We start from the raw sequence: 23,969 nt of genomic DNA on the forward strand, positions 1-23,969 counted from the left end.
CCAAAACGAGACGAAATTCGAATGAAAAAGACCTTCCTAACGCTAGCCATCCTCAGTACCGTCGCACACGCCGACGAAGGCATGTGGATGCCGCAGCAGCTGCCACAAGTAGCCAAGCAACTCAAGGCCGCCGGGCTCAAGCTCGATCCGGCCAGCCTGACCAAGCTCACCGAATTCCCGATGAATGCGATCGTCAGCCTGGGCGGCTGCTCCGCATCGTTCGTCTCGCCGCTGGGTCTGGTAGCGACCAACCACCACTGCGTGTACAACAGCGTGGCCGTCAACTCGACGCCGGAGCGCGACCTGCTGGCCAACGGCTTCCTGGCCAAGACCCATGCGCAAGAACTGCCGGCCGCGCCGGGCAGCCGCATCTACGTCACCAAGGACGTCGCCAACGTCAGCGACAAGATCATCAGCCCTGACGTTGCCAAGCTGGCCGGCAAAGCCCGCGTCGACGCGATGGAAAAGAACATGAAGTCAATGGTAGCCGAGTGCGAAAAAGACGCCGGCCACCGCTGCACCGTGGCCAGCTACTACGGCGGGCTCGAGTTTTACCTGATCAAGCAGCTGGAAATCCGCGACGTGCGCCTGGTGCACGCGCCACCGTCGGGCGTGGGCAAGTTCGGTGGCGACACCGACAACTGGATGTGGCCGCGCCACACCGGCGACTACGGTTTTTATCGCGCCTACGTGAGCAAGGATGGCAAGGCTGCCGACTTCTCCAAGGACAATGTGCCGTACGTACCGAAAACCCACCTCAAGATCGCCAGGGAAGGCGTGAAAGAAGGCGACTTCATCATGGCGCTGGGCTATCCCGGCCGCACCAACCGTCACCGCCTGCCGTCGGAAGTGGCGTTCACCTTCGACTGGAGCTACCCGGCCTTCGTGAAAGCCTCGGCTGAAACGCTGGCCATTATCGAACGCGAAACCAAGACCAACGAAGATGCCAAGTTGAAATACGCGGGCCAGGTCGCCAACGTCAACAACTACTACAAGAACCGCAAGGGCATGCTGACCAGCTACGAAGGCAGCGACTTCCTGGCACGCAAGACCCGCGAACATGCGGACATGAAAGCCTGGGTCAACGCCAACCCGGCGCGCCAGAAAGAATACGCGGCCGACATCGAGCAGGTCGAGAAACTGATTGCCCAGCGCGATGCCGAAACCAAGCGCGACTTCTTCCTGAACGCGTCCGCACCGCGCCTGCTGACGGTGGCACGGCGCCTGTACCGCCTGTCGAACGAAAGCACCAAGCCGAACGTCGAGCGCAAGTCGGGCTACCAGGAACGCGACCTGCCGGCCCTGAAATCGGCCGTGGCCGCGATCGAGCGCACCTACGATGAAAAAGTCGACAAGGCGCTGGTCCTGAACAGCCTGAAGAAATACGCAGCCCAGCCAAAAGCCGAGCGCAACGCCAGCTTCGACGCTGCGGTCGGCATTGCCGACGGCATGAGCGAAGCGCAGCTCAAGAGCGTGCTCGACACCATGTACGCCGGCTCCAAGCTCGGCACCGCGGCTGAGCGCGCGGCATGGATCGGCAAGACCCCGGCCGACTTCAAGGCCAGCGGCGACAGCTTCATCAAGGCTGCCGTGGCCATGTACGACGCCGGCATGAAAAGCGAAGCCGAGGAAGAAGAGCTGGCAGGCAAGATCCAGCAAGCCTACGCCAACTACATGAAGGCCAAGATCGCCTACATGACCGGCAAGGGCCAGGCGGTCTACCCTGACGCCAACAGCACCCTGCGCGTCACCTTCGGCAAGATTGCCGGACGCGATCATGGCGCCGACGGTACCGGTTCCTGGACGGCGTTCACGACGGTCAAGGGCGTGGTAGCGAAAGCGACGGGCGAAGGCGAGTTCAACGCCCCGGCGGCGCAACTGGCGGCGATCAAGGCCAAGGACTTCGGCAAGTATGTCGATCCGAAGCTCAAGACCGTGCCGGTGAACTACCTGGCGACCTTGGACATCACTGGCGGCAACTCCGGTTCGGCTGCACTGAACAGCAAGGCCGAGTTCATCGGTTTGGCGTTCGACGGCACCCTGGACTCGATCATCTCCGACTGGGACTTCAACAAAGCCAACACGCGCGACATCCAGGTCGACGTGCGTTACATGCTGTGGAACATGAAGCATGTCGACAAAGCCGACAACCTGCTGAAAGAAATGAACGTGGAATAAGCCGACGCCGGGCGCCGCCCGGGAGGCGGCGCCAGCCCAGCGTCCACCAAGAATGCCTGCCTCCTCCGGGACGCGGGCATTTTTTTCGTCCGTACGGCCCGTGGCCGGGCGGCAAGCTCGGTCCCAATGACAAATTTCTACAATTTATTAATACCAATCTACGACCAGTCGAGTTACTATACATTCCAATCTAAGACCACATTCCCAAACCGGGGTCTGACCTCTGATTTGAAACATTTGCCAAACCGACTCGTTTCCTAACCGGGGTCTGACCCCGGTTAGACCCCGGTTAGGAAACTATTGGGATGGATGTCGCCGAAAGTGACGGTTTTTAGCAACCAGGCAGGTCGAGCCGCCGGTTTGGCATCAGTTTGTTGCTAATCAGAGGTCAGACCCCGGTTGTAGGAGTTCGGGATCTCAGCCATAGGACTTTTAGAAGATTTTTCAGGTGGAAAACATGTTCGAAAAACGCCCGCAGTTGCTCTACTTTTCCCTGTTTTTCATCCTCTACGAGCTGACCGTTTACTTGTCGAACGATATGATCATGCCGGCCATGCCGCAGGTCGTGCGCGAGTTCCAGGCGTCGAACCGCACGATCGGCCTGTCATTGAGCCTGTTCATTCTCGGCGGCAGCATGCTGCAGATCTTCCTCGGCCCCATCGCCGACCGCATCGGCAAGCGCAAGGTCATGCTGGCCGGCGTCGCCCTGTATCTGGTGGCGACCTTGTTCGTGCCCTTTTCCGCCACCATCGCCCAGTTCCTCACCGCCCGCTTCTTCCAGGGCATGGGCTCGTGCTTCATCTTCATCGGTTACGCCGCCATCCACGAATTGTTCGACGATGCCGATGCCGTCAAGCTGACCGCCATGCTGTCCAATACCACCGTGTTCGCCCCCCTGATCGGCCCCGTGGTCGGCAGCGCCGTCATCAGCATCGCTCCGTGGGAATCGATCTTCGGCATCGGCTTCGTACTCGGCAGCATCGCCTGGCTCGGCCTGTTCGCCTTCATGCCGCGCGCCGACACCGTCAAACCCCGGGCCGACCTGGCGTCGATCCGCGCCAGCTACCTGACCATCGTGCGCAACAAGAAATTCATGTCCGGAATCCTGATCGCGGCAATGGCCATCACACCGCTGACGGCGTGGATCGGCCTGTCGCCCGTGATCATCATGGAACACATGGGCAAGTCGTACGGCACCTATATCCTGTACCAGCTGGTGATTTTCTCGGGATTCATCCTCAGCACCATGGCGATTCAAAAACTGGGCGACGGCTTTTCGCTCACGCGCCTGATTCGCCAGGGCGCGGGACTGGCCGTGATCGGCATGCTGGGCGCGGGACTGGTGCATCAGCACGGGCATCTGTTCATCGTCTGCATGTTCATTTTCTCGGCCGGCTTCGGCCTGTTCAACGGCGCCCTGATCCGCCTGTCGCTGACCGCCACCGGCGTGTCGATGAACCTGACCTCGTCCGCAATGAGCCTGCTGTATTGCGTGTATATCGCCGCCGGGGTCCAGATCTATAACCTGGTGTGCGCCCAATTCAATTATTCGCTCGCGTCGTACGCGCTATTCAACGTGCCGCTGGGTCTGGCGCTTGGCGCCTGCCTGATGCGCTTCGCGAAAAACCACGATCAACAGGAACCAGCCCTGGCGCAATCGCCCCAGGCCGAGTAAGCAATCGGACAGGAGGCAGCATGCATGTCGATCTGGAATATGAAGTGCTGATCAAGGATCTGAAGGCCGAATTCCTTGCGTACAAACAGTGGGAAGCGTTCTGCCGGCAGGATGCGCATGGCGGCGCCGATGCCCAGGCCCGCCTGCAGGCATCGGCATCGGCCTACTACGGCCATCTGCGCGAATTGCGCCACTTCGTGCGCCGCCACGCCAGCGGCTTCGATGCGCGCAAGATGTCGTCGCTGCTCGCGCTCCCCACCCAGCCGCTGGGCGCCGACGAAATGATCATGCACCGGATCTGGCTCGGCGGCCCGCTGCCGGCCATGGCGCGCGAATCAATCCGCCAGTGGGATTGCGCCCTCGACGATATCGGCCCGCTCGACGCCGGCCCTTATCGCCTGATGCTGTGGGTCTGGAATGGCGAGCAATTGCGCGGCGACCCGTGCTTTCATCCCGCGCCAGCCGCGCAGCATGTCATCGGCACCTATCTGTGCGGGGCGCGCCTGTTGACGGTGCATTCGCTGCAGGCGCTGGCGCGCGAGCATGGCGCCGATAGCGCGCCGCTGCTGGCGCAATTGCACTGCAAGCGCTATTTCGTCAATCTGGCCGATTATTTCCGGCTGCTGATCCTGCACCGCTGCGGCGGCATCTATCTCGATGCGGACACCCTGCCCTACCGCGCCGCCACGCTGTTCCTGTGCAAGCCCGAAGTCCCCGATTACGTCAGCTTCACGGTGAACCGCGACAGTGGCCGCATCGACGCCAGTTTTGTCTGCTGGATGAATCTGTACAACGATGAAAATGGCGTACTGGTGGCCCGCAAAGCCAATCCGGCGATAGCGCAGCTGATCGCGCGGATCGACGCGAACCTGGCCGCCATGGGCCACGACGTGCCCGCTAAAGCCGCTGGCGGCGGCGCCTGGACCGCCGCCCTGCACGACGCCACCTACGGCGCCTGGCACGCCACGATCGGCCGCTCGCTGACGGCCTACCACGACCTCGCCGCGCGCCACGGCGTGCTGCATGACGACACCACCGAACACATCGTCAGCGGCCTGCACGGCATGCGCCTGCGCATGGACGCGCTCACGCACACCCCGGTGCCGCTCACCAGCGCCGAACAGCACAGCTACGAGCGCTGCATCGCCGGCCTGGAACAGCGCGGCTGGTCCCTGCCCGAGATCCGCGAACTGGCCAGCGTGGCCCAGGTCCTGAGCACCACGGAACTGCCGCGCATGGCCTACGCCGCACAGTTGCGCGCAACGCCCGAGGGCTGCCATTACTATTCCTTCCTGTCGCAGGACCCCAGGCTGGACCGGGTCAACGATTTATTCGGCGTCTATCTGATGGCGATCAATGCCGACCGCATCCTGCGCGGAAACTTCTGGCGCAAGACGCACGGCCCCGACGCGCCGCGCGAGCGCAGGTATGCCAGTGTCCACGCCGCCACCGCAACACGCATCCATAACGCCCATGCAAACGAACGCTGACACGCAGGTCTTCGTGCCTGGCCCCTTGCTTCCCGATGCCTGCCGCGAGCGCATGGCGGCGCTGCTGTTTGCCACCAGCTATCTCGAATACTGCTCGTTCGGCAATCGCCTGCGGCTGCCGCTGGTGGCTTTGCAGCGGCGCCAGAATATCGATCCATTCATCGCTCATTCGGTCGGCCTGTTCGACGCCGCCGGCCAGTTCAACGGTTTTTACACGGCCGCCACCATCGGCGAATTCGGAAAAATCAAGACGGTATCGTATTACCGCGACGAAATGCACGCGATGGATGCCGCCTACGACGCCTTTATCGCCCTTCACGCGCGCGAAAACGATCTGTTCGTGGCTAACCTCGCGGTCGAGGAATGCTATCGCGGGGGTGGCCTGTTCAATGTCATGCTGGCCCATATCGGCACACTGGCGCGCAGCAAAGGCAGCCCGCGCATCGTGCTGACGGTGTGGGAAAACAGCGCCGCCATGGGCATTTACCTGAACAAGGGCTTCCGCTCGCGCGCGGTGTTCGATTACGCCGCCGAGCTGTTTTTCGACCGCCTGCATTTCATGGAACTGGCGCTACCTGGAGGATCGCAATGAACGGCAATATCGAGGCAATCGGCAAGCACAGCGTCGACACGCGCAATCAGTCGACCGTGACGCAGGCGGCGGCACGCCTGAACGACCGTTCCAATGGCGCGCCTCTGCGCGTGCTGTCGGAACAGGACTGGGATTTCTGGATGAAGAATGGCTATATCGTCATTCCCAAGGCGGTCGATGGCGCCGCGCTCGAGCGGCTGGAGCAATTGATCTGGGAATTCGAGGAACTCGACCCGGATCATCCCGGCAGCTGGTATCCGCCCGAAAAATCGCGCCTGCGAAAAACAGAGCTGAGCTTCAATGCGGGGATGATAGAGTTATACAACCACCAGTATCTGTGGGATACGCGCCAGATGCAGCGGGTGTATGACGCCTTTGTCGATATCTGGGGCACGCACAAACTGTGGGTATCGATCGACCGGATCAACCTGAACCTGCCGCCCGAGCCGGGATTCGAATTCAAGAGCTTCATGCACTGGGATTACGACCCTGAAAGTGCGTCGCAAAATGTGCAGGGCGTACTATCGATCAGCGACCAGACGGATATTGAAGTAGGCGGCTTTGTCTGCGTACCGTCGCTGTTCCAGGATTTCGAGGCCTGGCGCCGCACCCAGCCGGCCGATTGGGACTGGTACCGGCCGGACGTATCCAGCCTGCCGCACGTGCCGGTGCTGCTGAAAAAGGGCGATCTGCTCATTTTCAACAGCCGCCTGTGCCACGGCATCCGCCAGAATGTCTCGGCGGATAAGGTCAGGATGGCGCAATATATCTCGATGATGCCGGCGCAGGAGCACGACGAGGCATTGAAACAATGGCGCATCCGCTCCTGGCGCGAGCGGGAAGCGCCGGCCGGATACAGCCTGCACGGCGATCCGCGCCAATGGGAACAGACCAGATACGCGCGCGCGCAATTGAGTGCGCTGGGCGAACAACTGCTGGGCCTGCGCCCATGGCAGGACACGGAATAACGTTTTTACGGATAGCGAGGAAATTCAAGATGCAATCGGATATGCAGCACAAGATCGGACAGTTATTCATGGTGGGCTTCGACGCCCTGGAACCGAACGACCATATTATCGGCCTGATCCGCGAGCGCCGCATCGGCGGCGTGATCCTGTTCCGGCGCAATGTCCACACGCCGGCGCAAGTGTCCGCGCTGTGCCAGAAGCTGCAGGAAATCAACGCCGAGGTCAGCGACGAGCCCCTGCTGATCGCGCTCGACCAGGAGGGCGGCATGGTGATGCGCATCGAACAGGGCGTCACGCCGATTCCCGCAGCCATGGCCTTCCAGGCGGCCGGTTCGGTGGACGAGTGCCGCCAGATCAATTTCATCAATGGCGACGAAATGCGCCAGATCGGCATCAACATGATGCTGGCCCCGGTTCTTGACGTAAACAACAACCGCCTGAACCCGATCATCGGCGTGCGTGCCTATGGCGAAGATGCCGACACCGTGGTGCGCTACGGCATGGCGGCCCTGCGCGGCCAGCAAGAAGCCGGCGTGATCGTCACCGCCAAGCATTTCCCCGGCCATGGCGACACCGCCGTGGACTCGCATTATTCGATGGCGCTGGTGCCGCACGACCTGGAGCGCCTGCGCGCGGTCGAGCTGGTGCCGTTCCGGGCGGCCATTGCCGGCGGCGTGGACGCGATCATGACGGCGCACGTGGCCTTTCCCGCCATCGAAGCGGACCCGTCGGTGCCGGCCACGCTGTCCAGGGCCGTGCTGACCGGGCTGCTGCGCGAAGAGATGGGTTATGAAGGCGTGATCATCTCCGACTGCCTGGAAATGGGCGCGATTGCCGATGGCGTGGGCGTGGCGGCGGGCGCGGTGGCGACCCTGCAGGCGGGCGTCGACATCGTGCTGATCTCGCACCGCGAAGACCAGCAGCGCGCGGCGCTGGCGGCGGTGTCCGACGCCGTGACGCAGGGCGCAATCGGGGCGCAGCGCATCGACGACGCGCTGGCGCGCGTGCGGCGCGTGAAACAGGCGCGCGCGGTGGGCGGCTGGCGCGAGCGCACGGCCACCCCAAGCGGCCTGATGACGGCCGCATCGATTGCGCTGGCAAAAAAAGTGCAAAAAGCGGCGCTGCGCGTGCAGGGCGAATTCCGCCCGCTCGACCGAACACTGCCGGTGAGCCTGATCACGGTCGAGGTGCGTTCGCGCAGCGAAGTCGACGAAGTGGCCAACGGGCGCAACAACGAAGCGCGCAGCTCGATGCTGCCGGCGCTGAAGCAAGCCGGGTTCGACGTGCGCGAGTACGCGATGTCGGCCGACGCGCTCGATGCCGAAGTGGCCGCAGCGATTGCCTTTGCCGCCGGCGCGCCGCAGATCGTGGTGCAGACCTACAACGCCATGCTGGTCGAGGGCCAGCGCCGCCTGCTGGCCGCCATGCCGTCCGACAAACTGTGGGTGGTCGCGGGCCGCCTGCCGTACGACCTCGACCTGGCGCCGCAAGCGCAAGGCCGCTTGGCCGCGTTCGGCTGCCGTCCGGCCGCGCTCGAACCGGTGGTCGAACGCCTCGCCGGCGCCGCCTGAGCCGATCCGACTGGCGATAACGGATCGCTTACCGATGGCGGTTTTGGCGTAACTCCACCATTGCCTGTCGCATTCGGACAAGACGCTGTACATATGCTCCTTTACATTGGCTGCTCCATCGCACGGAGGAGCCACCATGTCGGACAGCATCAAGCGGCGTCATTTTATGGCAGCACTGGGCAGCCTGGTCGCAGGCGCCAGCCTGGCCCCATCCCCGGCCCGGGCCGCCACGCCCCCTCCCCGCATCCCGCTCAGCCGCGCGCCGGGCCAATTGGCGAGCGTCTACGATGTGCTGGTGGTCGGCTCCGGCTACGGCGGCGCGGTGATGGCGGCGCGCCTGGCGCCGGGCCGCTCGCTGGCCGTGCTCGAACGCGGCAAGGAATGGTCGCCGGACGCCTTTGCCACCGGCCTGGTTGATACCCTGGCGCAATTTCGCACCGCGTCCTCACCGCTCGGCCTGTTCGATTACCGGGCCGGCGGCAGCATCGATGTTCTCAGCGGCAATGGTGTCGGCGGCACCTCGCTGATCAATTCGAGCGTGGTGCTGGCCCCCGACCGGGATATTTTCGGACGCTGGCCGCAGGCCATCCGGGACGCCTACGCCAGCGGCGCCATGGATGGCTACGAAGCCCGCGTGCACAGCATGCTGGGGGCCGACACCGTCACCGAGGCGGACGCCCTGCGCAAGAGCTGGTTCCACCTGTCCACCACGGCCGCGCGCAAGCGCCAGGGCGCGCCGGTGCAGCCGCGCGCGCTGCCAATCGCGGTCAACCTGCGCCGCTACCAGGGCCAGCCGAATGCCCAGGGCGTGTTTCAAGCGGCCTGCACCCATTGCGGCGATTGCGTCACCGGTTGCCGCATCGGCGCCAAGAACAGCCTCGACGTCAACTACCTGCCGCTGGCGCGCAGCGGCGGCGCCCAGATTGTCGCGCGCATCGAGGTCGACTGGATCGAACGCCTGCCTGACAACCGCTGGCGCGTGCATTACCTGGCGCGGCCCGACAGCGGCCCCGCCGTGGCCGGTTCGGTGGTGGCCGCCAGCGTGATCCTGGCCGCCGGCTCTCTCGGCAGCACCCAGATCCTGCTGCGCTCGCAGGCGCGCGGCCTGGCCCTGTCGCCCGCGCTCGGTACGCGCTTTTCGACCAATGGCGACCTGCTGGGGCTGGCCTACAACACGCGCGTGCAGACCAATGTGATGGGTTTCGGTGCCGCGCCCGCGCCGTTCGGCCTCAAGCGCGTGGGACCGACCATCACCGCCATGGCCGACTACCGCGCTGCCGGCACCCCGGTGGCGCAGCGCTACCTGATCCAGGATGCGGCCATCCCCAGCGCCCTGGTCGACGCCCTGCGCCTGGCCATGCCGCTGGCCGCGCCCGGCGGCAGCGATTTTCCGGCGCTGCAGCGGATCGCGCGCGATGTTGCCAAACGCGGCACCGATGGCGCCCTCAACCACAGCATGGTGTACCTCGGCATCGGCCACGACAGCGCCTCCGGCAAGGTCGAGCTCGACGCCAGCGGCAACGCGCGCGTGCTGTGGCCCGGCATCATGAAGGAACCCTTCGGCCAGCGCATGCGGGCCGAAATGGCGCTGCACGCGCAAGCCTTCGGCGGGCGCTACGCCGACGGTCCGCGCAGCAGCCCGCTGTTCGGCGGTGCCATGACCACCGTACACCCCTTGGGCGGCTGCCCGATGGCCGACCGGGTCGAGGATGGCGTGGTCGACGCCGACGGCCGCGTATTCAATCCGCATGGGGCGCCGCAAGCGGTGTACCCGGGCCTGCGCGTGATCGACGGCGCCATCGCGCCGGCCTCGCTCGGGGCCAATCCCCTGCTCACCATCGCCGCGCTGGCCGAGCGCGCCGCCGACCGCTATCGTCTCTGAGGACCGACCATGACCACGTTCCTGCACAAACTGTTGCTGCTGACCGGTCTCGCGCTGCTGCCCGTCCTGGGCTGGGCGCGGGGCATCGCATTTTCCGAGGAAATGCATGGCTACGCCTATCACCAGGGCGAGTACCGCTACGTAAGCGTGTATTTCAAGGTCGTCATCGACGATATCGATGCCTGGCGCGCCAATCCCCAGCATCTCGCCAAGCTTAGTGGCGAACTGGTGCTCGACCGTGTGCCGGCCGGCAGCGTCAGCGGCAGCTTGCAGATCCTGGCGCCGGCGCCGGGCGCGGACGGACGGGTGCTGACTTACCGCTTCCAGGGCGCGGCGCTGCAGTTCGTCGGCATCAAGCACGTCTACAACAATGCCGGCCCCGACATGCTGGACGACATGAGCACCCTGCGCGGCGTGTTCCAGACGCAGGGCCAGGCCCAGCCGAGCGTGCCGGATTTGCTCAAGGGCGATGCCTGGACCTCGGAACTGCACTTCGAGTGGTGGCAGCCGGCCACCTTGTGGAATTTTTCATGGTCGTTCAGCACCATCGCCACGCCGTGGTACGAGGAACTGGCGGTGAAGATCCTGTTCCTCAAGACGATCTTCGGCAACCTGGCCAAGGTGCTGTTCCCATGGGCGGTCTGAAGCGATGCTGACGCGCGCCGCGCCCAGCGTATCGACCCTGTACGCCGATGCGCTGGGCGCGTTCCTGGCCGAGCAGGGCTTGCCGCGCGACGCAGGCCCGGCACCGCTTGGGCCGCGCCTGTGCGGCAGTGCCTTTGCCGGACTGATGACGGGCGGCGCGCGCGAGCTGGGCGACCCGGCGCTGGGCCTGCGTTTCGGCACCCGGGTGGGCGCGGCGGGCTTTGGCATGCTGGGCATCGCCGCAGCCAGCGCGCCCACCCTGCGCGACGCCATCGGCCACCTGACCGAACTCGAATCGATCACCAGCACGCTGGGACGCGCGCGCGTGCTGCGCCGGGGCCAGCGCGTGCATCTGGTGTGGCAGCCGGCGCAGACGGTGGCGCCGGCCGTGATCGAGGGCATCCTGGCCGGCTGGGTCTCGTTCGGCCGCTATCTGCTGGGCGGGCAGGCCGACGTGGCGCACGTGTCGCTGCGCCACAGCCGCATCGCGCAGCTAGCAGAGTACGAGGACGCCTTCGCCTGCCCGCTGCGTTTCGGCACCTGCTGCTACGGCGTGACGATCGCCACGGAGCTGCTCGACGCCACCCCGCGCTTTGCCGACGCTGCGCTCAATGCGGCGCTCGGCACCTGGCTGGGGCATTGCGCCCGCACCAGCGCGCGTGACGGGGCGGTCGTGACGCGCGCGGTGGGGGTGCTGTTCGCGTCCAGCGTGCCGCTGGCGGAGGCCGACGAAGCGCGCACTGCCGCCGCCCTCGGCCTGGCGCCGCGCGCATTGCAACGGGCGCTGCGGCGCGAGGGAGCCAGCTTTCGCCAACTGCTGGGCGCGGCGCGCGCGCAGCAGGCGCTGATCGGCGTGCTGCGCGGCGACGCGCCGCTGGCGCAGCTGGGCGCGGCGGTCGGCTTCGAGGAGCAATCGTCGCTGTGCCGTGCCTTTCGCGGCTGGACTGGCTATCCGCCGCTGGTGTTCCGGCAACGCATGGCGCAGGTATTTCGTCCGCTGCGGCTGGCGCAAGAGCCGTTCGGCGCAGGGCCGCACGCGTGATGACACTGGCCGACGCCAACCGCTGCCGCTTCGTGCCGGGCAGCCGCGCCGGCCATTACGAGAGCTATTTCCTCAGGGCCAACGAAGCTGGCCGCGTGCGCGCGTTCTGGATCCGCTACACCTTTTTCAGCCCGGCGGGACAGCCGCGGGAGGCCGTGGGCGAAGTCTGGGCCGTGTTCTTCGATGGCGAACGGCGCCGCATCGTGGCGGCGAAGAACCAGTTTGCGCTGGACGACTGCGCAATCGGCCCGGACGCGCCGGACTTGCTGATCGGCCAGTCGCAGCTCAGCGCCAGCTGCCTGATGGGCAGCGCCGCCACGCCCGCGCATCGGATCGCATGGGCGCTCGGCTACGACGCGCAGCAAGCACCGCTGCTGCTGATGCCGGCCTCGATGTACGCGGGCCGCTTTCCGCAATCGAAGGTGCTGGTCGGAGCACCGGGCGCGCTGTTTGCGGGTGAGCTGGAGGTCGATGGCGAAACGGTCGCCGTGCAGCAATGGCGCGGCAGCCAGAACCACAACTGGGGCAACCGCCATACCGATACCTATGCCTGGGGCCAGGTGGCCGGCTTCGACGATGCGCCCGAGGTGTTCCTCGAATGCTCGACGGCGCGCCTGAAATTCGGCCCGGTCTGGTCTCCGCAGATGAGCCTGGTAGTACTGCGCATCGGCGCGCTGGAATTCTCGCTCAACAGCATCACGCAAGCCTTGCGCACGCGCGCGCGGATCGACGGTTTCAGCTGGGACATCGACGCCCTCGCCGCCGGCGTGCGCGTGCAGATCCGCATCGACGCGCCGCGCGCAGCCTTTGCCGGCTTGCATTATCCGAATCCTCCGGGCGGCGTCAAAACCTGCCTGAACTCCAAACTGGCGTCGTGCACGCTGACCGTGACCCTGCGCGGGCAACCGCCGCGCATGTTCGTCTCGCGTCACGGCGCCGCCTTTGAAATCCTCACCGACCGCACCGACCACGGCGTGGCCATTCTCGCTTGAAAACAATGACAACCGACATGACACTGATCACTCCCACCCCACGCCTTCTGGCCGCGCTGCTCGTGCTGGCAAGCACCCTTGGTCCTGCACATGCCGCGCATGCCACGCCCGACGATGCCACCGTTGCCGCGCACATCAACGGTGCCCCCGTGCATGCGCTCACCTTGCGCGCGCTGCAACACCAGGCGCGCGACCAGCCCGGCCACCCGTCCGCCGATGCGGTACTGGCCGACATCGTGGCCGACCGCCTGCAAGCGGACTGGTCGCGTGCGCGTTTCAGCGCCGCCCAGTTGTATCCCGCCAGCACGGTCGGCTTCGCACCCGAGGTGGGGGTGGACGACCGCCTGGTCGGCCTGCTGCGCAGCATGTACGCCAAGGAACTGGAAGCGGCCCTGCGCGCCCTGCCCGGCGCCACCCTGGCCGGCGTGATCGAGGCCACTTTCCCCTTGGCGCCGGCGCAGCTCGAGCGCCTGTTCGGCGCACCGCGCGCGCTGCGCCTGGGCTACGACTTCAATCCGGAGCAGGCCGCGCTGGCCGCGCAAACGCCGCTGCTGCGTTTTCGCCTGGGCAGCGCGGCGCCGGTCACGCTGACGCTGCGCGATGTGTACCAGCGCCAGAATGTGCAGGGCCGCATGGACTTCTTCAACCGCAAGCTCGACTTCATCTATCAACAGGCGCGCCTGCGCGTGGCCAGTCTGTTCGTGCTGGACTGGGCGGAGCGCAAGTTCGGCGCGCAGGCGCTGACCGACCTGCGCCAGGCGCTGGGCGAGCAGGAAGCGGTGCGCGGCGCCATGCGCCAGTACGGACTGGCCGACGGCGCTGAAGCGCACAGCCCGCTGCAAACGGCGCTGGCGCGCCAGGTGACGCAGGCCGAGATCGGTGCGTTCTACACCGCGCACAAGGACCAGTTCCGGCGCACCGAGAAGGTCCGGGCGCGCCACATCCGCGTCGACAGCGAAGCGCTGGCGCAGCGGCTTGCGGCCGAGGCGGCGGCCGGCAAGGACTTCGGCCTGCTGGCGCGGCGCCATTCGGCGGCGCCAAACGCGGCCCGTGGCGGCGACCTGGGCTGGGTGATGCAAACCGAGGCGCCGGACTGGCTGTCGGCGCTGGCGCTGTTGCAGCCCGAAGGCAAGGTGTCGAGCCCGTTCCGCGCGCCGGTGGGACCGGGCGCGCAGGCGACCTGGGACATTGTGCTGGTCGAAAAGCGGGTCGAGGGCTATCACCCGCCCGACTCGGAAACGGTGCGCTACATGGCGCGCAAGGCCATCGCCCACGAGCGTGCGCGGGCGGAATTCGCCGCCGCGCGTAGCAAGCTGGTGCGCGCGGCCACGGTCGCGCTCAACCGCAAGCTGATCGATGAACCGGCGCGCGGCACCGGGGGCGCGCCATGAAGCCGGTGCTGCTGGCGCTGGCCGGCGCGGCGCTGGTCGGCGGCGCGCTCTGGCTGGTATGGCCGCAGGATGACTTGCCGCCCGATGCAGGCGCGGCCCAGGCCAGCGCCGGCACGCCAGCGCCGCCTGCCGCAAGGCCGTGGCTGGATGCCTGGCCTGCGCCCACCCAGGCCGCGCCGGCCGGCGAGGCAGCGCTGCCAGCGGCGCAAAGCCTGGCGCAGACGCGCCTGCACGGCGACCCGCAAGCGCCGCCGATTGCGCTCGACGTGCCGGCGCGGGCTCGCCCCACGGCCGAAGAACTGGCGGACCCGAAGGCTTACCAGGCATTTGAAGCGCGCCAGAACGCGCAGGTCATGGCCGCTTACGTCAAGGCGGTGGACGAGGAACTGCCGCGCCTGCGCGACGACATCGCGCGCGGGCGTGCCATGGGCATCGCCGCCGACAAGATCGCCAAGGCGGAAGACAAGGCCCGCGGGCTGGAGAGCATGCGCGCGCAGCTGTTGAAAGATCATCCCGCTAGCGGGAAATGAGGCCGCACACGCGGTCGTGACAATGCAGCAAGCCAGTCGGGCATCGCCTTCGCGCTGTCCGTACACATAATGAAAATAAAAGGAGAACTGATGAAAGCAGTATTCAAGCTCGCCCCCGTCGCATTCGCCCTGCTCGCCTGCCTGCCGGCCAAGGCATGGAATACCGAAACGCACCGCCGCATCGTGCTCGACGCCGTCGAATTCATGAAAGCGCATCCAGACCAGACCCGCTACGCGACGCTGGTGGCGGGCGTGACGCGGGCGGGCTACACGATCGAGCAGTTCGCCGCCGCCATTGGCCAGGGCGCGCACGATGTCGACTATTTCGAGGATACCTACATCTGCGGCGCGACCACCGGCAACTGCCAGGGTTCGCCGCTGTGGGGCTTGGGTTCCGGGCTGGCGCGCTACACCTCGTTCTGGCACTTCCAGAACCACACGGCCGGCGCCGACGTGCACGGCAACGACTTCGGCGGCTACCACTACGCCAAGCTGGGCAATCCGGGCGACATCGACAAGCTGGCGGCGGTGTGGCTGGTCAACGATTACCTGGATGACGGGGCCGGCGGGATGGGCGGCTGGTTCGGCGACGCCAGCAAGTACAACAGCTTCGGCGTCACGGAAGCGCGCTACCGCCAGGGCGGCTATTCGACCGCCAGCATGTACCAGGATTACCAGCAGTTCCCGTTCCAGCCGCTCGACAACCTGGCGCAGCATTTCTGGACCCGTTTCCTGCAAGCGCCGTCGGCGCAATCGCTGGGATTCACCCTGCACTCGACCGATTTGCTGCAGCCGCACCACACTTTCAACGTGCTCGGCCACAACCATTCCGGCTGGGAAGGCTGGATCGGCGACTATTACGATACCGAAAAGCTGAACGACCCGGCGCTGGTGCTGGCAGCGCTGAACGATTTCACGCCGCTGGCCAATACCGCGACCGATATCCGGCCGCTGCTGACGCAAGGCGGCACGTATTCGTATAAATATGGAGGCGCGGTGATGTCGTCGACCGATCACGCGGTGCGGCGTGGCGTGGCCAAGAAAATGGTGCCGCACGCGATTGCCATGGTGGTGCGCGTGCTGGACCGGGCGGCCGTGCGGCTGGCGCTCTAACAGCCAACAAGCGCTGTCGCTCTGGCGTCAGCGCTTCTGCTCTTCCAGCAACTGCAACATGCTTTCGGTGGGGACTGTCACGATATTCGACTCGACATAGGAGCCGGTCCACATCGCACCGCCAGTGATGCGCCAGCACAGATCGGTCCTGGCTGTTTGAGGATCAAACACGCGTCTCGTGTTCCGGTCTGGAATCACGCTTTTTTGACGCCAACGCAGCACGTCGCCATCCAGCGGAATCAGTGCGGTGTAGGCGATACGGCCATTGCTTTCGCGCAGATGCTCAAGATTCGCAAATTTCTCGAAGTAGACAGCAGTCTCCAGCGACATATTGTCGGCACGCAGATACGGGATCGCAAATACCTCCGTTCCCAACGCTTCCCCTGGCTTGCAAAGGAAGGCTTGATGGGAAAAGTGAAGCGCATGTTTTTTCGCGGATTTTACAATATCCAATGTCGTGGAAACGGTCAGTTTTACCAGCGCGATGTCGCTCCTTGCCGCCCCGCTTTCGTCCCTGACTGAACGCCAGGCATCCGGCACATCGGAGAGCTTTATGAGCTCAACCTTCTCCAGCCGCAAGTCCAGCGGCGCCGTTCCACATCCTGCCAACATCAGGCACGCAATGAAGAGGACGTATCGCAAAGGCGGCCCTCTTCTTATCGGTGCCGGACCTGGCAAACGGGCAAGCCCCAGCCGTCAGGCCGCGCTATCGTTCAGCCGCGAATGGCGGATGCTGTACGCGAAATACGCCAGCACCGCCACGCTCATCCAGATCGCGAAGACGGTGAACGTGGTCTTGGACAAGTCTTTCATGATGTACAGGCAGGCACAGATACTCAGGCCCGGCACCACGTACGGGCCGAACGGCACGCGGAAGCCCTTGACCAGCGATTCGCCCATCTTCTTGCGCATCACCGGCACCGCCACCGACACCACGATGAACGCCGTCAAGGTGCCCATGCTGACCATGTCCCACAAATAGGTCGAGTCGACAAATCCCGCCACCAGCCCCACCACCAGGCACACGATCAGGGTATTGCTGACCGGCGACTGGGTACGCGGGCTGACTTTCTGGAACGTTTGCGGAATCAAACCATCCTTGCTGATCGCATACAAGATCCGGGTCTGCCCATAAATCGTCACCAGCGTCACGCTGAACACGGAAATGACGGCGCCGGCCGACAGGATCAGCGCCGGCCAGGTCTTGCCCGTCACATTTTGCAGAATCACCGCCAGGCCGGCTTCCTGGCCTTCGAACATCTTGGCCGGCTGGGCGCCCAAAGCGGCGACCGCCACCAGCATATAGAACACGGTGACGATGCCGAGTGCCGCCAGAATGCCGATCGGCACGTTGCGGGTCGGATTGCGCACTTCTTCGCCAGCCGTGGCCACTGTATCGAGGCCGATGAACGAGAAGAACACCGTGCCGGCGGCGGCCGTCACCCCGGCCATGCCGGCAAAGCCCTTGCTATTGTCAGTGTTAAAGAACGGCTTGAAGTTATTGATGTCGAAGCCGGAAAACGCGATCACCACGAAGAACACCAGGATCGCCAGCTTGACCAGCACCATGATGGCATTGGTGGTGGCCGATTCCTTGGTGCCGCGAATCAGCAGCACGCAGCACATGATCACCAGCAAAATCGGCGGCAGGTTGATGTGCCCCGCCCGGATTTCCATGCCGTGCTCCCCGGAGACGAACATCGGCGTTCGCAGCAGCTCCGGTATCTGCCAGCCGAAGGCGTTGGTGAGGAAGTTGTTCAGGTAGGCCGACCAGCCGATGGCGGTGGCGCTCGCCGCCAGCCCGTATTCGAGCAGCAGGCAGGCAGCCATGATGAAGGCGGCGAATTCGCCCACGGTGGCATACGCAAACGAGTAGGACGAGCCGGACGCCGGAATGCGGAACGACAGTTCGGCGTAGCACAGTGCGGTCAGACCGGCGGTGAGCGCAGCCAGCAGGAACGACAGCACGACCGAGGGGCCGGCCTTGGGCACCGCCTCGACCATGGTGAAGAAAATGCCGGTGCCGATGGTGGCGCCCACGCCGATCATGGTCAGCGGGAACAATCCCATGGTGCGCGCCAGGCCCGTTCCTGCGTGCCCGGGTGGGGGGTTGGTCGTGCTACCGGCAGGTTTGATGCGGAACAGCTTCTGGCCCAGAGTTTGATTCACGGATTCGTCCCTTTTGTCGCGCTAGATGAATGGCAGCAGCGATTATAGGGGCTATTGCCATTTACTTATACACATCTTTTGCACGCGAAAAACGGGCTGGGTCAGACTGACAACGGCCCTTCCAGGCCGGGGCGCGAACAGGCCGCCATATCACTTGCCGAGATCGACTTTGTCGCCGCGCTTGCCCCGGAAAAAGTTGACAATCGCCACGCCAGCGCCGCCGACGGCGATGATGATCAGCTTCTTGAAGGCGAGCAGAAAAACCAGCAGTTTGCCGAACAGGCCGAGCTTGGAGGCCACGCCACCGGCGACCAGGGCCGCCAAGCCGTATTCGGCCATCTTGTCAGTGGCCGGGTTGTAGTCGGCGTAGCGGTTGCCCGGCGTGAAGTCGCTGAAGGCTGTCACTTTGCTCATTTCCTGGCGGATGCTGGCGATCTGGTCCATGCTGGCGACCGCGTTGAGCACCAGCACGCCCTGGCGGCCGAGCACACGGATGTTGTAGTTCAGGCTATGTTCCGCCTCGCCCGCGATCGACAATTCCTTGGCCCAGAACATCTTGTGCGTGGTTTTTTCGTAGCTGGGCTTCTCGGCCCAGCCGACCAGCTGCATCGCCGCGTAGCCCTGGGTCTTGCGCTCCTTGTTTTCCTCCAGCACCGCTTCCTGCATGTCCTTGAGCAGCTCGTCGTACTTGATGGTATCGGCTTCATTGTCCGCGACGTGGCCGTCGCCTTCATAGGTGATGATCACGCCCCAGCCATCCTTGCCCATCACGCCGCTGGCCGGCACGATCATGCCCAGGCTTTTGTGGCCGGGTGGATTGCCCCAGGCCTGCACCAGCACGCGCTCGGCGTCGGCCGGCGCGAGGTAACGGAAGCTGTCGGGCAGGTTCAGGGTGGCCAGTCCGCCGGGCAGGTCGATCTTGCCGCTTTGCGGCTTGAGCGAGGCGACGAATTGCTCGACGCTGACGGCCTTGTCGTCACCAGGCGCCTGGGCGTGGGCGCCGGTCATGCAGCCGAGCGCCAGCAGGAACAGGGCCAGGGAAAGGTGTTTGAACATGGCATTCTCATCTGTACATATAGGCCGGACATTTTACGGCTGAATCATTGCGTATAGAATAATTATTTCGCTGAAACAACATCCTGTCGTATTTTAAACATGCATTTCCAATGCACCTTTGCTAGAATGCATGTGTTCATCCCGGGAGTTCCCATGCGCCTCACCCGTTTTACCGATATCGGCCTGCGCGTCCTGATTTACCTGGCGCGTGCGGGGGAGCGGCGCGTGCCGGTGACGGTGGCCGAAGTCGCCGCCCAGTTCGAATTGCCGGTCAACCATCTGGTCAAGGTGGTGGGCCATCTGGCGCGCGCCGGCTGGGTCAGCGCCATTCGCGGACGCAACGGCGGCCTGCGCCTGGCCGCCAATAGCGCCACCCTGTCCATCGGCACGGTATTGCGGGCGCTGGAAGGCGACAGCGAACTGGTCGACTGCGAAGGCAGCGGTTGCCGCCTGAGCGGCGACTGCCAGCTGCGCGCCGCCCTCAAGACCGGCATGGATGCGTTTTATGGCGCCATGGACAAGGTCACCCTGGCCCATATCACCCACGGCAACACGGGTGAGAAAATCGTGCTCATGCACAGGATGTTCCTCGACCAGGGCAAGGGCATCGCTGCCTGACACCGCTGGTTGGCACGGACGCGTCGATATGCGTCTTTTTTACGACATTAAAGTTGCATCTTATATGCAACATATTGAAAGGTTACCATGATTTCTGCCGCATCCCGTCCCTACATCGACGCCAGCGTTCCCGTGCTGCGCCAGCATGGCGTGGCCATCACCACCACGTTCTATCGCAATATGTTCGCCGAGCATCCTGAGCTGAGCAATCTGTTCAATATGGGCAACCAGGCGACTGGCGTGCAGCAGCAATCGCTCGCGTCTGCCGTGTTCGCCTACGCCGCCAACATCGGCGACCCGGGCGCACTGGCGCCGGTGATCGAGCGCATCGTCCACAAGCATGTGTCGATCGGCATTCGCGCCGACCATTATCCGATCGTGGGGCGGCACCTGCTCGGCGCCATCGCCAGCACCTTGGGCGAGGCCGCCACGCCGCCGCTGCTGGCGGCCTGGGACGAGGCTTATCACGCGCTGGCCACGCTGTTCATCGAGGCCGAGCGCGCCATGTACGCCAACGCCGGCATCACCCCGGGCCAGCGGCGCGCCATGCGCGTGACCGAGGTGACGCAGGAAAGCGCGGACGTGGTGTCGATCCGCATGGCGGCGGACGATGGTGCACCGGTGGCCATGGGCAAACCCGGGCAGTACCTGAGCGTGGAGGTCGACTTTGTCGACGGACATCGCCAGATTCGCCAGTACAGCCTGTCCGACACCACCCAGCCGGGCAGCCTGCGCATCTCGGTCAAGCGCGAAGCGGCCGGGGATGGCACGCCGGCGGGGGAGGTGTCGAACTGGATTCACGACAATGTGCGCGTGGGCAGCGTGTTGCAGGTGTCGCCGCCGTTCGGCGACTTCGCCCCCGAGTCCGAATCGGACGAGCCGCTGGTGCTGCTGTCGGCCGGGGTCGGCATTACGCCGATGATCGCGGCACTGAAACGCATTGCCCAGGTCAATCCGCAGCGCCGCGTGATCTTTGCGCACGCCGCCCGCAATGCCGCGCATCACGCGCACCGGCTTGACATGTCCGCTGCGCAAAGCGTCATGCCGCACTTGCAGCTGGTCACGTTCTACGAGGAAGTAAGCGCTCACGACGGCGGTGTCTTGCCCGGATGGATGGAGGTGGCGCGCCTGCCGGCCTGGCCGCGTACGGAAGTCAATGTCTATATGTGCGGCCCGCTGCCATTCATGCAGGCCCAGTGGCTGGCGCTGGTCGGCGCAGGGGTGCCGGTGACGCGTCTGCACCGCGAAGTGTTCGGGCCGGACATGCTCGATCATTTGTTGTAAGCCGCGCGGAGCCGCAGACCTGACAAAAAAAGGTACTGCCCTCAACGCAATATAGGAATTATGATAAGGGAGCACGCCGGAGGAGTTGCTGGCGTGTCCGCGTCGTCCCTCCCTATACGAAAGAAATTGATGGCACAACAATACCGGCCGGCGGCCGGCGCCGCCGCCCTGGCGCTCGTCCTGGCAGCCTTGCCCGGGCTTGCCGGCGCCGCGCCGCGCTTCGGGGATTACCCGGCCGCCGCCATCTATCAGGGCCCCAGCGCCAGGCCGCTGCTGGCCAACGCACAGAGCCGCAACTACGCGACCCGTCTGCGTGCCGCCGCCAGCGGCAAGCCCGACTTCGCCGGCCGCTACGTGCTGGCCACTTGGGGCTGCGGCGCATCCTGCACGATGTCGGCCGCCATCGATGCCAGGACGGGGGCGGTCACCTGGCTGCCCTTCACCGTGTGCTGCTGGGATGCGGACGTCGAAGACCATCTGGAATACAAACTCGACAGCCGCCTGCTCATCGTGCACGGGGCCCGTAACGAACAAAGGCGGCGGAACCCACTACTACCAGTTCAACGGTAAACGTTTTACAGAGATCCGCCAACCGCCACGCCGTGCCCCTCACCCATCCGTAGAACACCGGTGACACGCCTTCAGCGCATGAGCAAGGATACGTACCGCCCTGCTCAGGTTAACGCTGCCCGGGCGCGGGCAACATGCTTGCAAAAGATAGCTATCAATTTTGCAATGTGGGATTTATGATAAGCCGCTTCACGCAAAACCTTGCCGCGTGACAGCTATTATCCCTACAAGAAAGAAATTGATGACAAAGACATACCGCCTGACCAGCATAACGGCCGCCCTGTTCGGTTTTTCCCTGGCGCTGGCCGGGCACGCCGCGCAAGCGGCGCCCGGCATCAGCGTCGGGGCCTCGATCAGCAAACCTGCATTCACCGTGATCGATCTGACGCCGAATGACGACTACAGCGCAGCTTATACGCTGATGCCGAACTTCTCCATGGCGCGCTCCGACATCATTACCCCTGCCATATCCGTGGGGAAAGAATTGAACGCGAAACACGGCGAATTCGAGCCGATTACCGCCACCACAACCCACGGCACATCGACTTCGGCCAGCAGCGCGGATCAGGCGGGCGAACTAAGCTCACGGATTGAAGTACTGGACGCCGGCACGAAAGCCTACGGCTACGTTCTGCAATCGATAGAAGTGCAGATCGCTGCCCACACGCAGCTTGTTTTTACGGGATACAGCACGCTGTCGATCAGCGACCCCAGGCAGCATGGCGCCCTAAACTTTGCAGGCGAAGTGTCCACGTTTCTGTCCTTCTCCGAACAACCCGCCATATTGGGGTTTCTCATGAGGCAACGCTTGGGGGAGTCCGGCGATCGCGGCGTTCGTACCGATCCGTTTTCATTAACCGTCGACAATAATAGCGATCAAGACATGTCGACGACCTTGGTCATGACCGTGCTCGCCAGCGCAGTCTACCAAGCACCGTCCCCGGTGCCGGAACCGGCTACCTACGCCATGTTCGGCCTGGGCGCGCTGATGGTCGGCGCCATGGCACGCCGCCAGCGCCGCCGCGCGCAAGCCTGACGGGCGAGCGCTGACGGGCCCCGCCAGCGAGCCTAGCGCTGGCCCAGCATGGTCGCGCCGAACAAGTCCTTGTACTCGCGCGGCTGCGAGCGCCAGTACTGGGGCGGCGCTTCCACCTGCGCGCCCAGCTGCGCCGCCGCATGCCACGGCCAGCGCGGATCGAACAGCATCGCGCGCGCCAGCGCCACCACGTCGGCGTCGCCGCGCGCGACGATGTCTTCGGCCTGCTGCGCCTCGGTGATCATGCCCACGCCGATGGTCGGCACGCCGGTCTCCTCGCGGATGCGGGCGGCAAAACCGATCTGATACGACGGCCCCACCGGAATTTTCTGCAGCGGCGAAATGCCTCCGCTCGACACGTGAATGAAGTCGGCGCCGGCGGCGCTGAGCTCCTGCGAAAAACGCACGCTCTGTTCCAGGTCCCAGCCGCCGTCGACCCAGTCGGTGGCCGAGATGCGCACGCCCACCGCCATCGATGCCGGCACCGCCGCGCGCACCGCCGCGAATACTTCCAGCGGAAAGCGCATGCGGTTTTCCAGCGCCCCGCCGTACTGGTCGCCGCGCTGGTTCGACAGCGGCGACAAAAATTGATGCAGCAGATAGCCGTGCGCCGCATGCAGTTCGATCGCGTCCAGGCCCAGTGCATGGCTGCGCTGCGCCGCCGCGACAAACGCGTCGCGCACGCGCGCCAGGCCGTCGTCGTCGAGTTCGAGCGGCACCGTCTCGCCGTCCGCATGCGGCAGTGGCGAGGGCGCCACCGTTTGCCAGCCACCATCGCCGATGGCGATATTCGCGCCGCCTTCCCACGGCACCATGGAAGACGCCTTGCGCCCCGCATGCGCGAGCTGGATCGCCAGGCGGATCGGCGCGTAGCGGCGCATGGCGGCCACGATGGGGGCCAGCGCGGCGGCATGGTCGTCCGACCAGATGCCAAGGTCTTTGGGAGAAATGCGTCCTTCGGGCGACACGGCGGTCGCCTCCAGGAACAGCAGGGCCGCCCCGGACAATGCCAGGTGGCCCAGATGGATCATGTGCCAGTCGCTGGCCATGCCTTCGTCGGCGGAATACTGGCACATCGGCGCGATCGCGATGCGGTTGGCCAGCGTGAGCGGACCCATACTGAAAGGTGTGAACAAGGTACTCATGGACTGCCCTGTGAATCATCCG

Annotated in this window: 21 protein-coding genes; 17 read left to right on the top strand and 4 right to left on the bottom strand. The window is 64.8% G+C overall.

All coding sequences use genetic code 11. The annotated features are described in order from the left end of the window. Positions 1-21 precede the first annotated feature (21 nt). From PO883_RS10915 to PO883_RS10975, 13 genes are all read left to right on the top strand, one after another. Positions 22-2,178: a S46 family peptidase gene (locus PO883_RS10915; protein ID WP_289309779.1), complete on the top strand. Its 2,157-nt coding sequence runs from the start codon at positions 22-24 to the stop codon at positions 2,176-2,178. A gap of 457 nt (positions 2,179-2,635) precedes the next feature. Next, complete coding sequence (locus PO883_RS10920; protein WP_289309780.1) at positions 2,636-3,853, top strand: MFS transporter; 1,218 nt, start codon at positions 2,636-2,638, stop codon at positions 3,851-3,853. Between the two features lie 20 nt (positions 3,854-3,873). Continuing rightward, a complete protein-coding gene (locus PO883_RS10925) occupies positions 3,874-5,343 on the top strand; it encodes a glycosyltransferase (RefSeq protein WP_289309781.1) in 1,470 nt (489 codons plus the stop codon). Further along, positions 5,327-5,935 (top strand): N-acetyltransferase, encoded by a 609-nt coding sequence (locus PO883_RS10930; RefSeq protein ID WP_289309782.1) that lies wholly within the window; start codon positions 5,327-5,329, stop codon positions 5,933-5,935. Before PO883_RS10925 ends, PO883_RS10930 begins: the two co-directional genes overlap by 17 nt. Further along, positions 5,932-6,903, top strand: coding sequence for a phytanoyl-CoA dioxygenase family protein (locus PO883_RS10935; protein WP_289309783.1), 972 nt, complete (start codon positions 5,932-5,934; stop codon positions 6,901-6,903). The genes PO883_RS10930 and PO883_RS10935 overlap by 4 nt, the downstream gene beginning before the upstream one ends. Before the next feature lie 29 nt (positions 6,904-6,932). Further along, complete coding sequence (gene nagZ, locus PO883_RS10940; RefSeq protein ID WP_289309784.1) at positions 6,933-8,474, top strand: beta-N-acetylhexosaminidase; 1,542 nt, start codon at positions 6,933-6,935, stop codon at positions 8,472-8,474. Between the two features lie 136 nt (positions 8,475-8,610). Further along, positions 8,611-10,356: a GMC family oxidoreductase N-terminal domain-containing protein gene (locus tag PO883_RS10945; RefSeq protein ID WP_289309785.1), complete on the top strand. Its 1,746-nt coding sequence runs from the start codon at positions 8,611-8,613 to the stop codon at positions 10,354-10,356. A gap of 9 nt (positions 10,357-10,365) precedes the next feature. Beyond that, a complete protein-coding gene (locus tag PO883_RS10950; RefSeq protein ID WP_289309786.1) occupies positions 10,366-11,001 on the top strand; it encodes a hypothetical protein in 636 nt (211 codons plus the stop codon). Between the two features lie 4 nt (positions 11,002-11,005). After that, positions 11,006-12,043: an AraC family transcriptional regulator gene (locus PO883_RS10955; RefSeq protein WP_289309787.1), complete on the top strand. Its 1,038-nt coding sequence runs from the start codon at positions 11,006-11,008 to the stop codon at positions 12,041-12,043. Continuing rightward, complete coding sequence (locus PO883_RS10960; RefSeq protein WP_289309849.1) at positions 12,043-13,035, top strand: hypothetical protein; 993 nt, start codon at positions 12,043-12,045, stop codon at positions 13,033-13,035. The genes PO883_RS10955 and PO883_RS10960 overlap by 1 nt, the downstream gene beginning before the upstream one ends. Before the next feature lie 17 nt (positions 13,036-13,052). Next, positions 13,053-14,426 (top strand): peptidylprolyl isomerase, encoded by a 1,374-nt coding sequence (locus PO883_RS10965; protein WP_289309788.1) that lies wholly within the window; start codon positions 13,053-13,055, stop codon positions 14,424-14,426. After that, positions 14,423-14,956, top strand: a complete 534-nt coding sequence (locus PO883_RS10970; RefSeq protein WP_289309789.1) for a hypothetical protein — start codon at positions 14,423-14,425, stop codon at positions 14,954-14,956. Before PO883_RS10965 ends, PO883_RS10970 begins: the two co-directional genes overlap by 4 nt. A gap of 90 nt (positions 14,957-15,046) precedes the next feature. Next, positions 15,047-16,069, top strand: coding sequence for a phospholipase (locus tag PO883_RS10975; RefSeq protein WP_289309790.1), 1,023 nt, complete (start codon positions 15,047-15,049; stop codon positions 16,067-16,069). 27 nt (positions 16,070-16,096) lie between these two features. On the opposite strand, the gene PO883_RS10980 is transcribed toward PO883_RS10975, so the two are convergent. From PO883_RS10980 to PO883_RS10990, 3 genes are all read right to left on the bottom strand, one after another. Continuing rightward, complete coding sequence (locus PO883_RS10980; RefSeq protein ID WP_289309791.1) at positions 16,097-16,711, bottom strand: hypothetical protein; 615 nt, start codon at positions 16,709-16,711, stop codon at positions 16,097-16,099. A gap of 54 nt (positions 16,712-16,765) precedes the next feature. Continuing rightward, the gene (locus PO883_RS10985; protein WP_289309792.1) at positions 16,766-18,238 is read right to left on the bottom strand and encodes an amino acid permease; all 1,473 of its coding nucleotides are present in this window, start codon (positions 18,236-18,238) and stop codon (positions 16,766-16,768) included. A gap of 150 nt (positions 18,239-18,388) precedes the next feature. Next, positions 18,389-19,294 carry a DUF2167 domain-containing protein gene (locus PO883_RS10990; protein ID WP_289309793.1) on the bottom strand — a complete coding sequence of 302 codons (906 nt, stop codon included), beginning with the start codon at positions 19,292-19,294 and terminating at the stop codon, positions 18,389-18,391. Positions 19,295-19,447: 153 nt separating this feature from the next. Between PO883_RS10990 and PO883_RS10995 the strand changes: the two genes are divergently transcribed. The 4 genes from PO883_RS10995 to PO883_RS11010 all read left to right on the top strand — a co-directional run bounded on the left by PO883_RS10995 (position 19,448) and on the right by PO883_RS11010 (position 22,802). Next, the gene (locus tag PO883_RS10995) at positions 19,448-19,912 is read left to right on the top strand and encodes an Rrf2 family transcriptional regulator (RefSeq protein WP_289309794.1); all 465 of its coding nucleotides are present in this window, start codon (positions 19,448-19,450) and stop codon (positions 19,910-19,912) included. A gap of 87 nt (positions 19,913-19,999) precedes the next feature. After that, on the top strand, positions 20,000-21,196 hold the full coding sequence (locus tag PO883_RS11000; RefSeq protein ID WP_289309795.1) for a globin domain-containing protein: 1,197 nt from the start codon (positions 20,000-20,002) through the stop codon (positions 21,194-21,196). A 129-nt stretch (positions 21,197-21,325) separates the two neighbouring features. Then, complete coding sequence (locus PO883_RS11005) at positions 21,326-21,766, top strand: hypothetical protein (RefSeq protein WP_289309796.1); 441 nt, start codon at positions 21,326-21,328, stop codon at positions 21,764-21,766. Positions 21,767-22,007: 241 nt separating this feature from the next. Beyond that, entirely contained in the window at positions 22,008-22,802 is a 795-nt protein-coding gene (locus PO883_RS11010) for a PEP-CTERM sorting domain-containing protein (protein WP_289309797.1), read from the top strand. A gap of 32 nt (positions 22,803-22,834) precedes the next feature. On the opposite strand, the gene PO883_RS11015 is transcribed toward PO883_RS11010, so the two are convergent. Further along, positions 22,835-23,947 carry an NADH:flavin oxidoreductase/NADH oxidase gene (locus PO883_RS11015; protein WP_289309798.1) on the bottom strand — a complete coding sequence of 371 codons (1,113 nt, stop codon included), beginning with the start codon at positions 23,945-23,947 and terminating at the stop codon, positions 22,835-22,837. Positions 23,948-23,969 lie beyond the last annotated feature (22 nt).

This window comes from Massilia sp. DJPM01 (assembly GCF_030348125.1).
Taxonomy (GTDB): domain Bacteria; phylum Pseudomonadota; class Gammaproteobacteria; order Burkholderiales; family Burkholderiaceae_D; genus Telluria_A; species Telluria_A frigida.

Excerpts from the sequence above, each read along its gene's own strand:
- PO883_RS10915 (WP_289309779.1), top strand. The coding sequence starts at position 22 with ATGAAAAAGACCTTCCTAACGCTAGCCATCCTCAGTACCGTCGCACAC.
- PO883_RS10920 (WP_289309780.1), top strand. The coding sequence starts at position 2,636 with ATGTTCGAAAAACGCCCGCAGTTGCTCTACTTTTCCCTGTTTTTCATC.
- PO883_RS10925 (WP_289309781.1), top strand. The coding sequence starts at position 3,874 with ATGCATGTCGATCTGGAATATGAAGTGCTGATCAAGGATCTGAAGGCC.
- PO883_RS10930 (WP_289309782.1), top strand. The coding sequence starts at position 5,327 with ATGCAAACGAACGCTGACACGCAGGTCTTCGTGCCTGGCCCCTTGCTT.
- PO883_RS10935 (WP_289309783.1), top strand. The coding sequence starts at position 5,932 with ATGAACGGCAATATCGAGGCAATCGGCAAGCACAGCGTCGACACGCGC.
- nagZ (WP_289309784.1), top strand. The coding sequence starts at position 6,933 with ATGCAATCGGATATGCAGCACAAGATCGGACAGTTATTCATGGTGGGC.
- PO883_RS10945 (WP_289309785.1), top strand. The coding sequence starts at position 8,611 with ATGTCGGACAGCATCAAGCGGCGTCATTTTATGGCAGCACTGGGCAGC.
- PO883_RS10950 (WP_289309786.1), top strand. The coding sequence starts at position 10,366 with ATGACCACGTTCCTGCACAAACTGTTGCTGCTGACCGGTCTCGCGCTG.
- PO883_RS10955 (WP_289309787.1), top strand. The coding sequence starts at position 11,006 with ATGCTGACGCGCGCCGCGCCCAGCGTATCGACCCTGTACGCCGATGCG.
- PO883_RS10960 (WP_289309849.1), top strand. The coding sequence starts at position 12,043 with ATGACACTGGCCGACGCCAACCGCTGCCGCTTCGTGCCGGGCAGCCGC.
- PO883_RS10965 (WP_289309788.1), top strand. The coding sequence starts at position 13,053 with ATGACACTGATCACTCCCACCCCACGCCTTCTGGCCGCGCTGCTCGTG.
- PO883_RS10970 (WP_289309789.1), top strand. The coding sequence starts at position 14,423 with ATGAAGCCGGTGCTGCTGGCGCTGGCCGGCGCGGCGCTGGTCGGCGGC.
- PO883_RS10975 (WP_289309790.1), top strand. The coding sequence starts at position 15,047 with ATGAAAGCAGTATTCAAGCTCGCCCCCGTCGCATTCGCCCTGCTCGCC.
- PO883_RS10990 (WP_289309793.1), bottom strand. The coding sequence starts at position 19,294 with ATGTTCAAACACCTTTCCCTGGCCCTGTTCCTGCTGGCGCTCGGCTGC.
- PO883_RS10995 (WP_289309794.1), top strand. The coding sequence starts at position 19,448 with ATGCGCCTCACCCGTTTTACCGATATCGGCCTGCGCGTCCTGATTTAC.
- PO883_RS11000 (WP_289309795.1), top strand. The coding sequence starts at position 20,000 with ATGATTTCTGCCGCATCCCGTCCCTACATCGACGCCAGCGTTCCCGTG.
- PO883_RS11005 (WP_289309796.1), top strand. The coding sequence starts at position 21,326 with ATGGCACAACAATACCGGCCGGCGGCCGGCGCCGCCGCCCTGGCGCTC.
- PO883_RS11010 (WP_289309797.1), top strand. The coding sequence starts at position 22,008 with ATGACAAAGACATACCGCCTGACCAGCATAACGGCCGCCCTGTTCGGT.
- PO883_RS11015 (WP_289309798.1), bottom strand. The coding sequence starts at position 23,947 with ATGAGTACCTTGTTCACACCTTTCAGTATGGGTCCGCTCACGCTGGCC.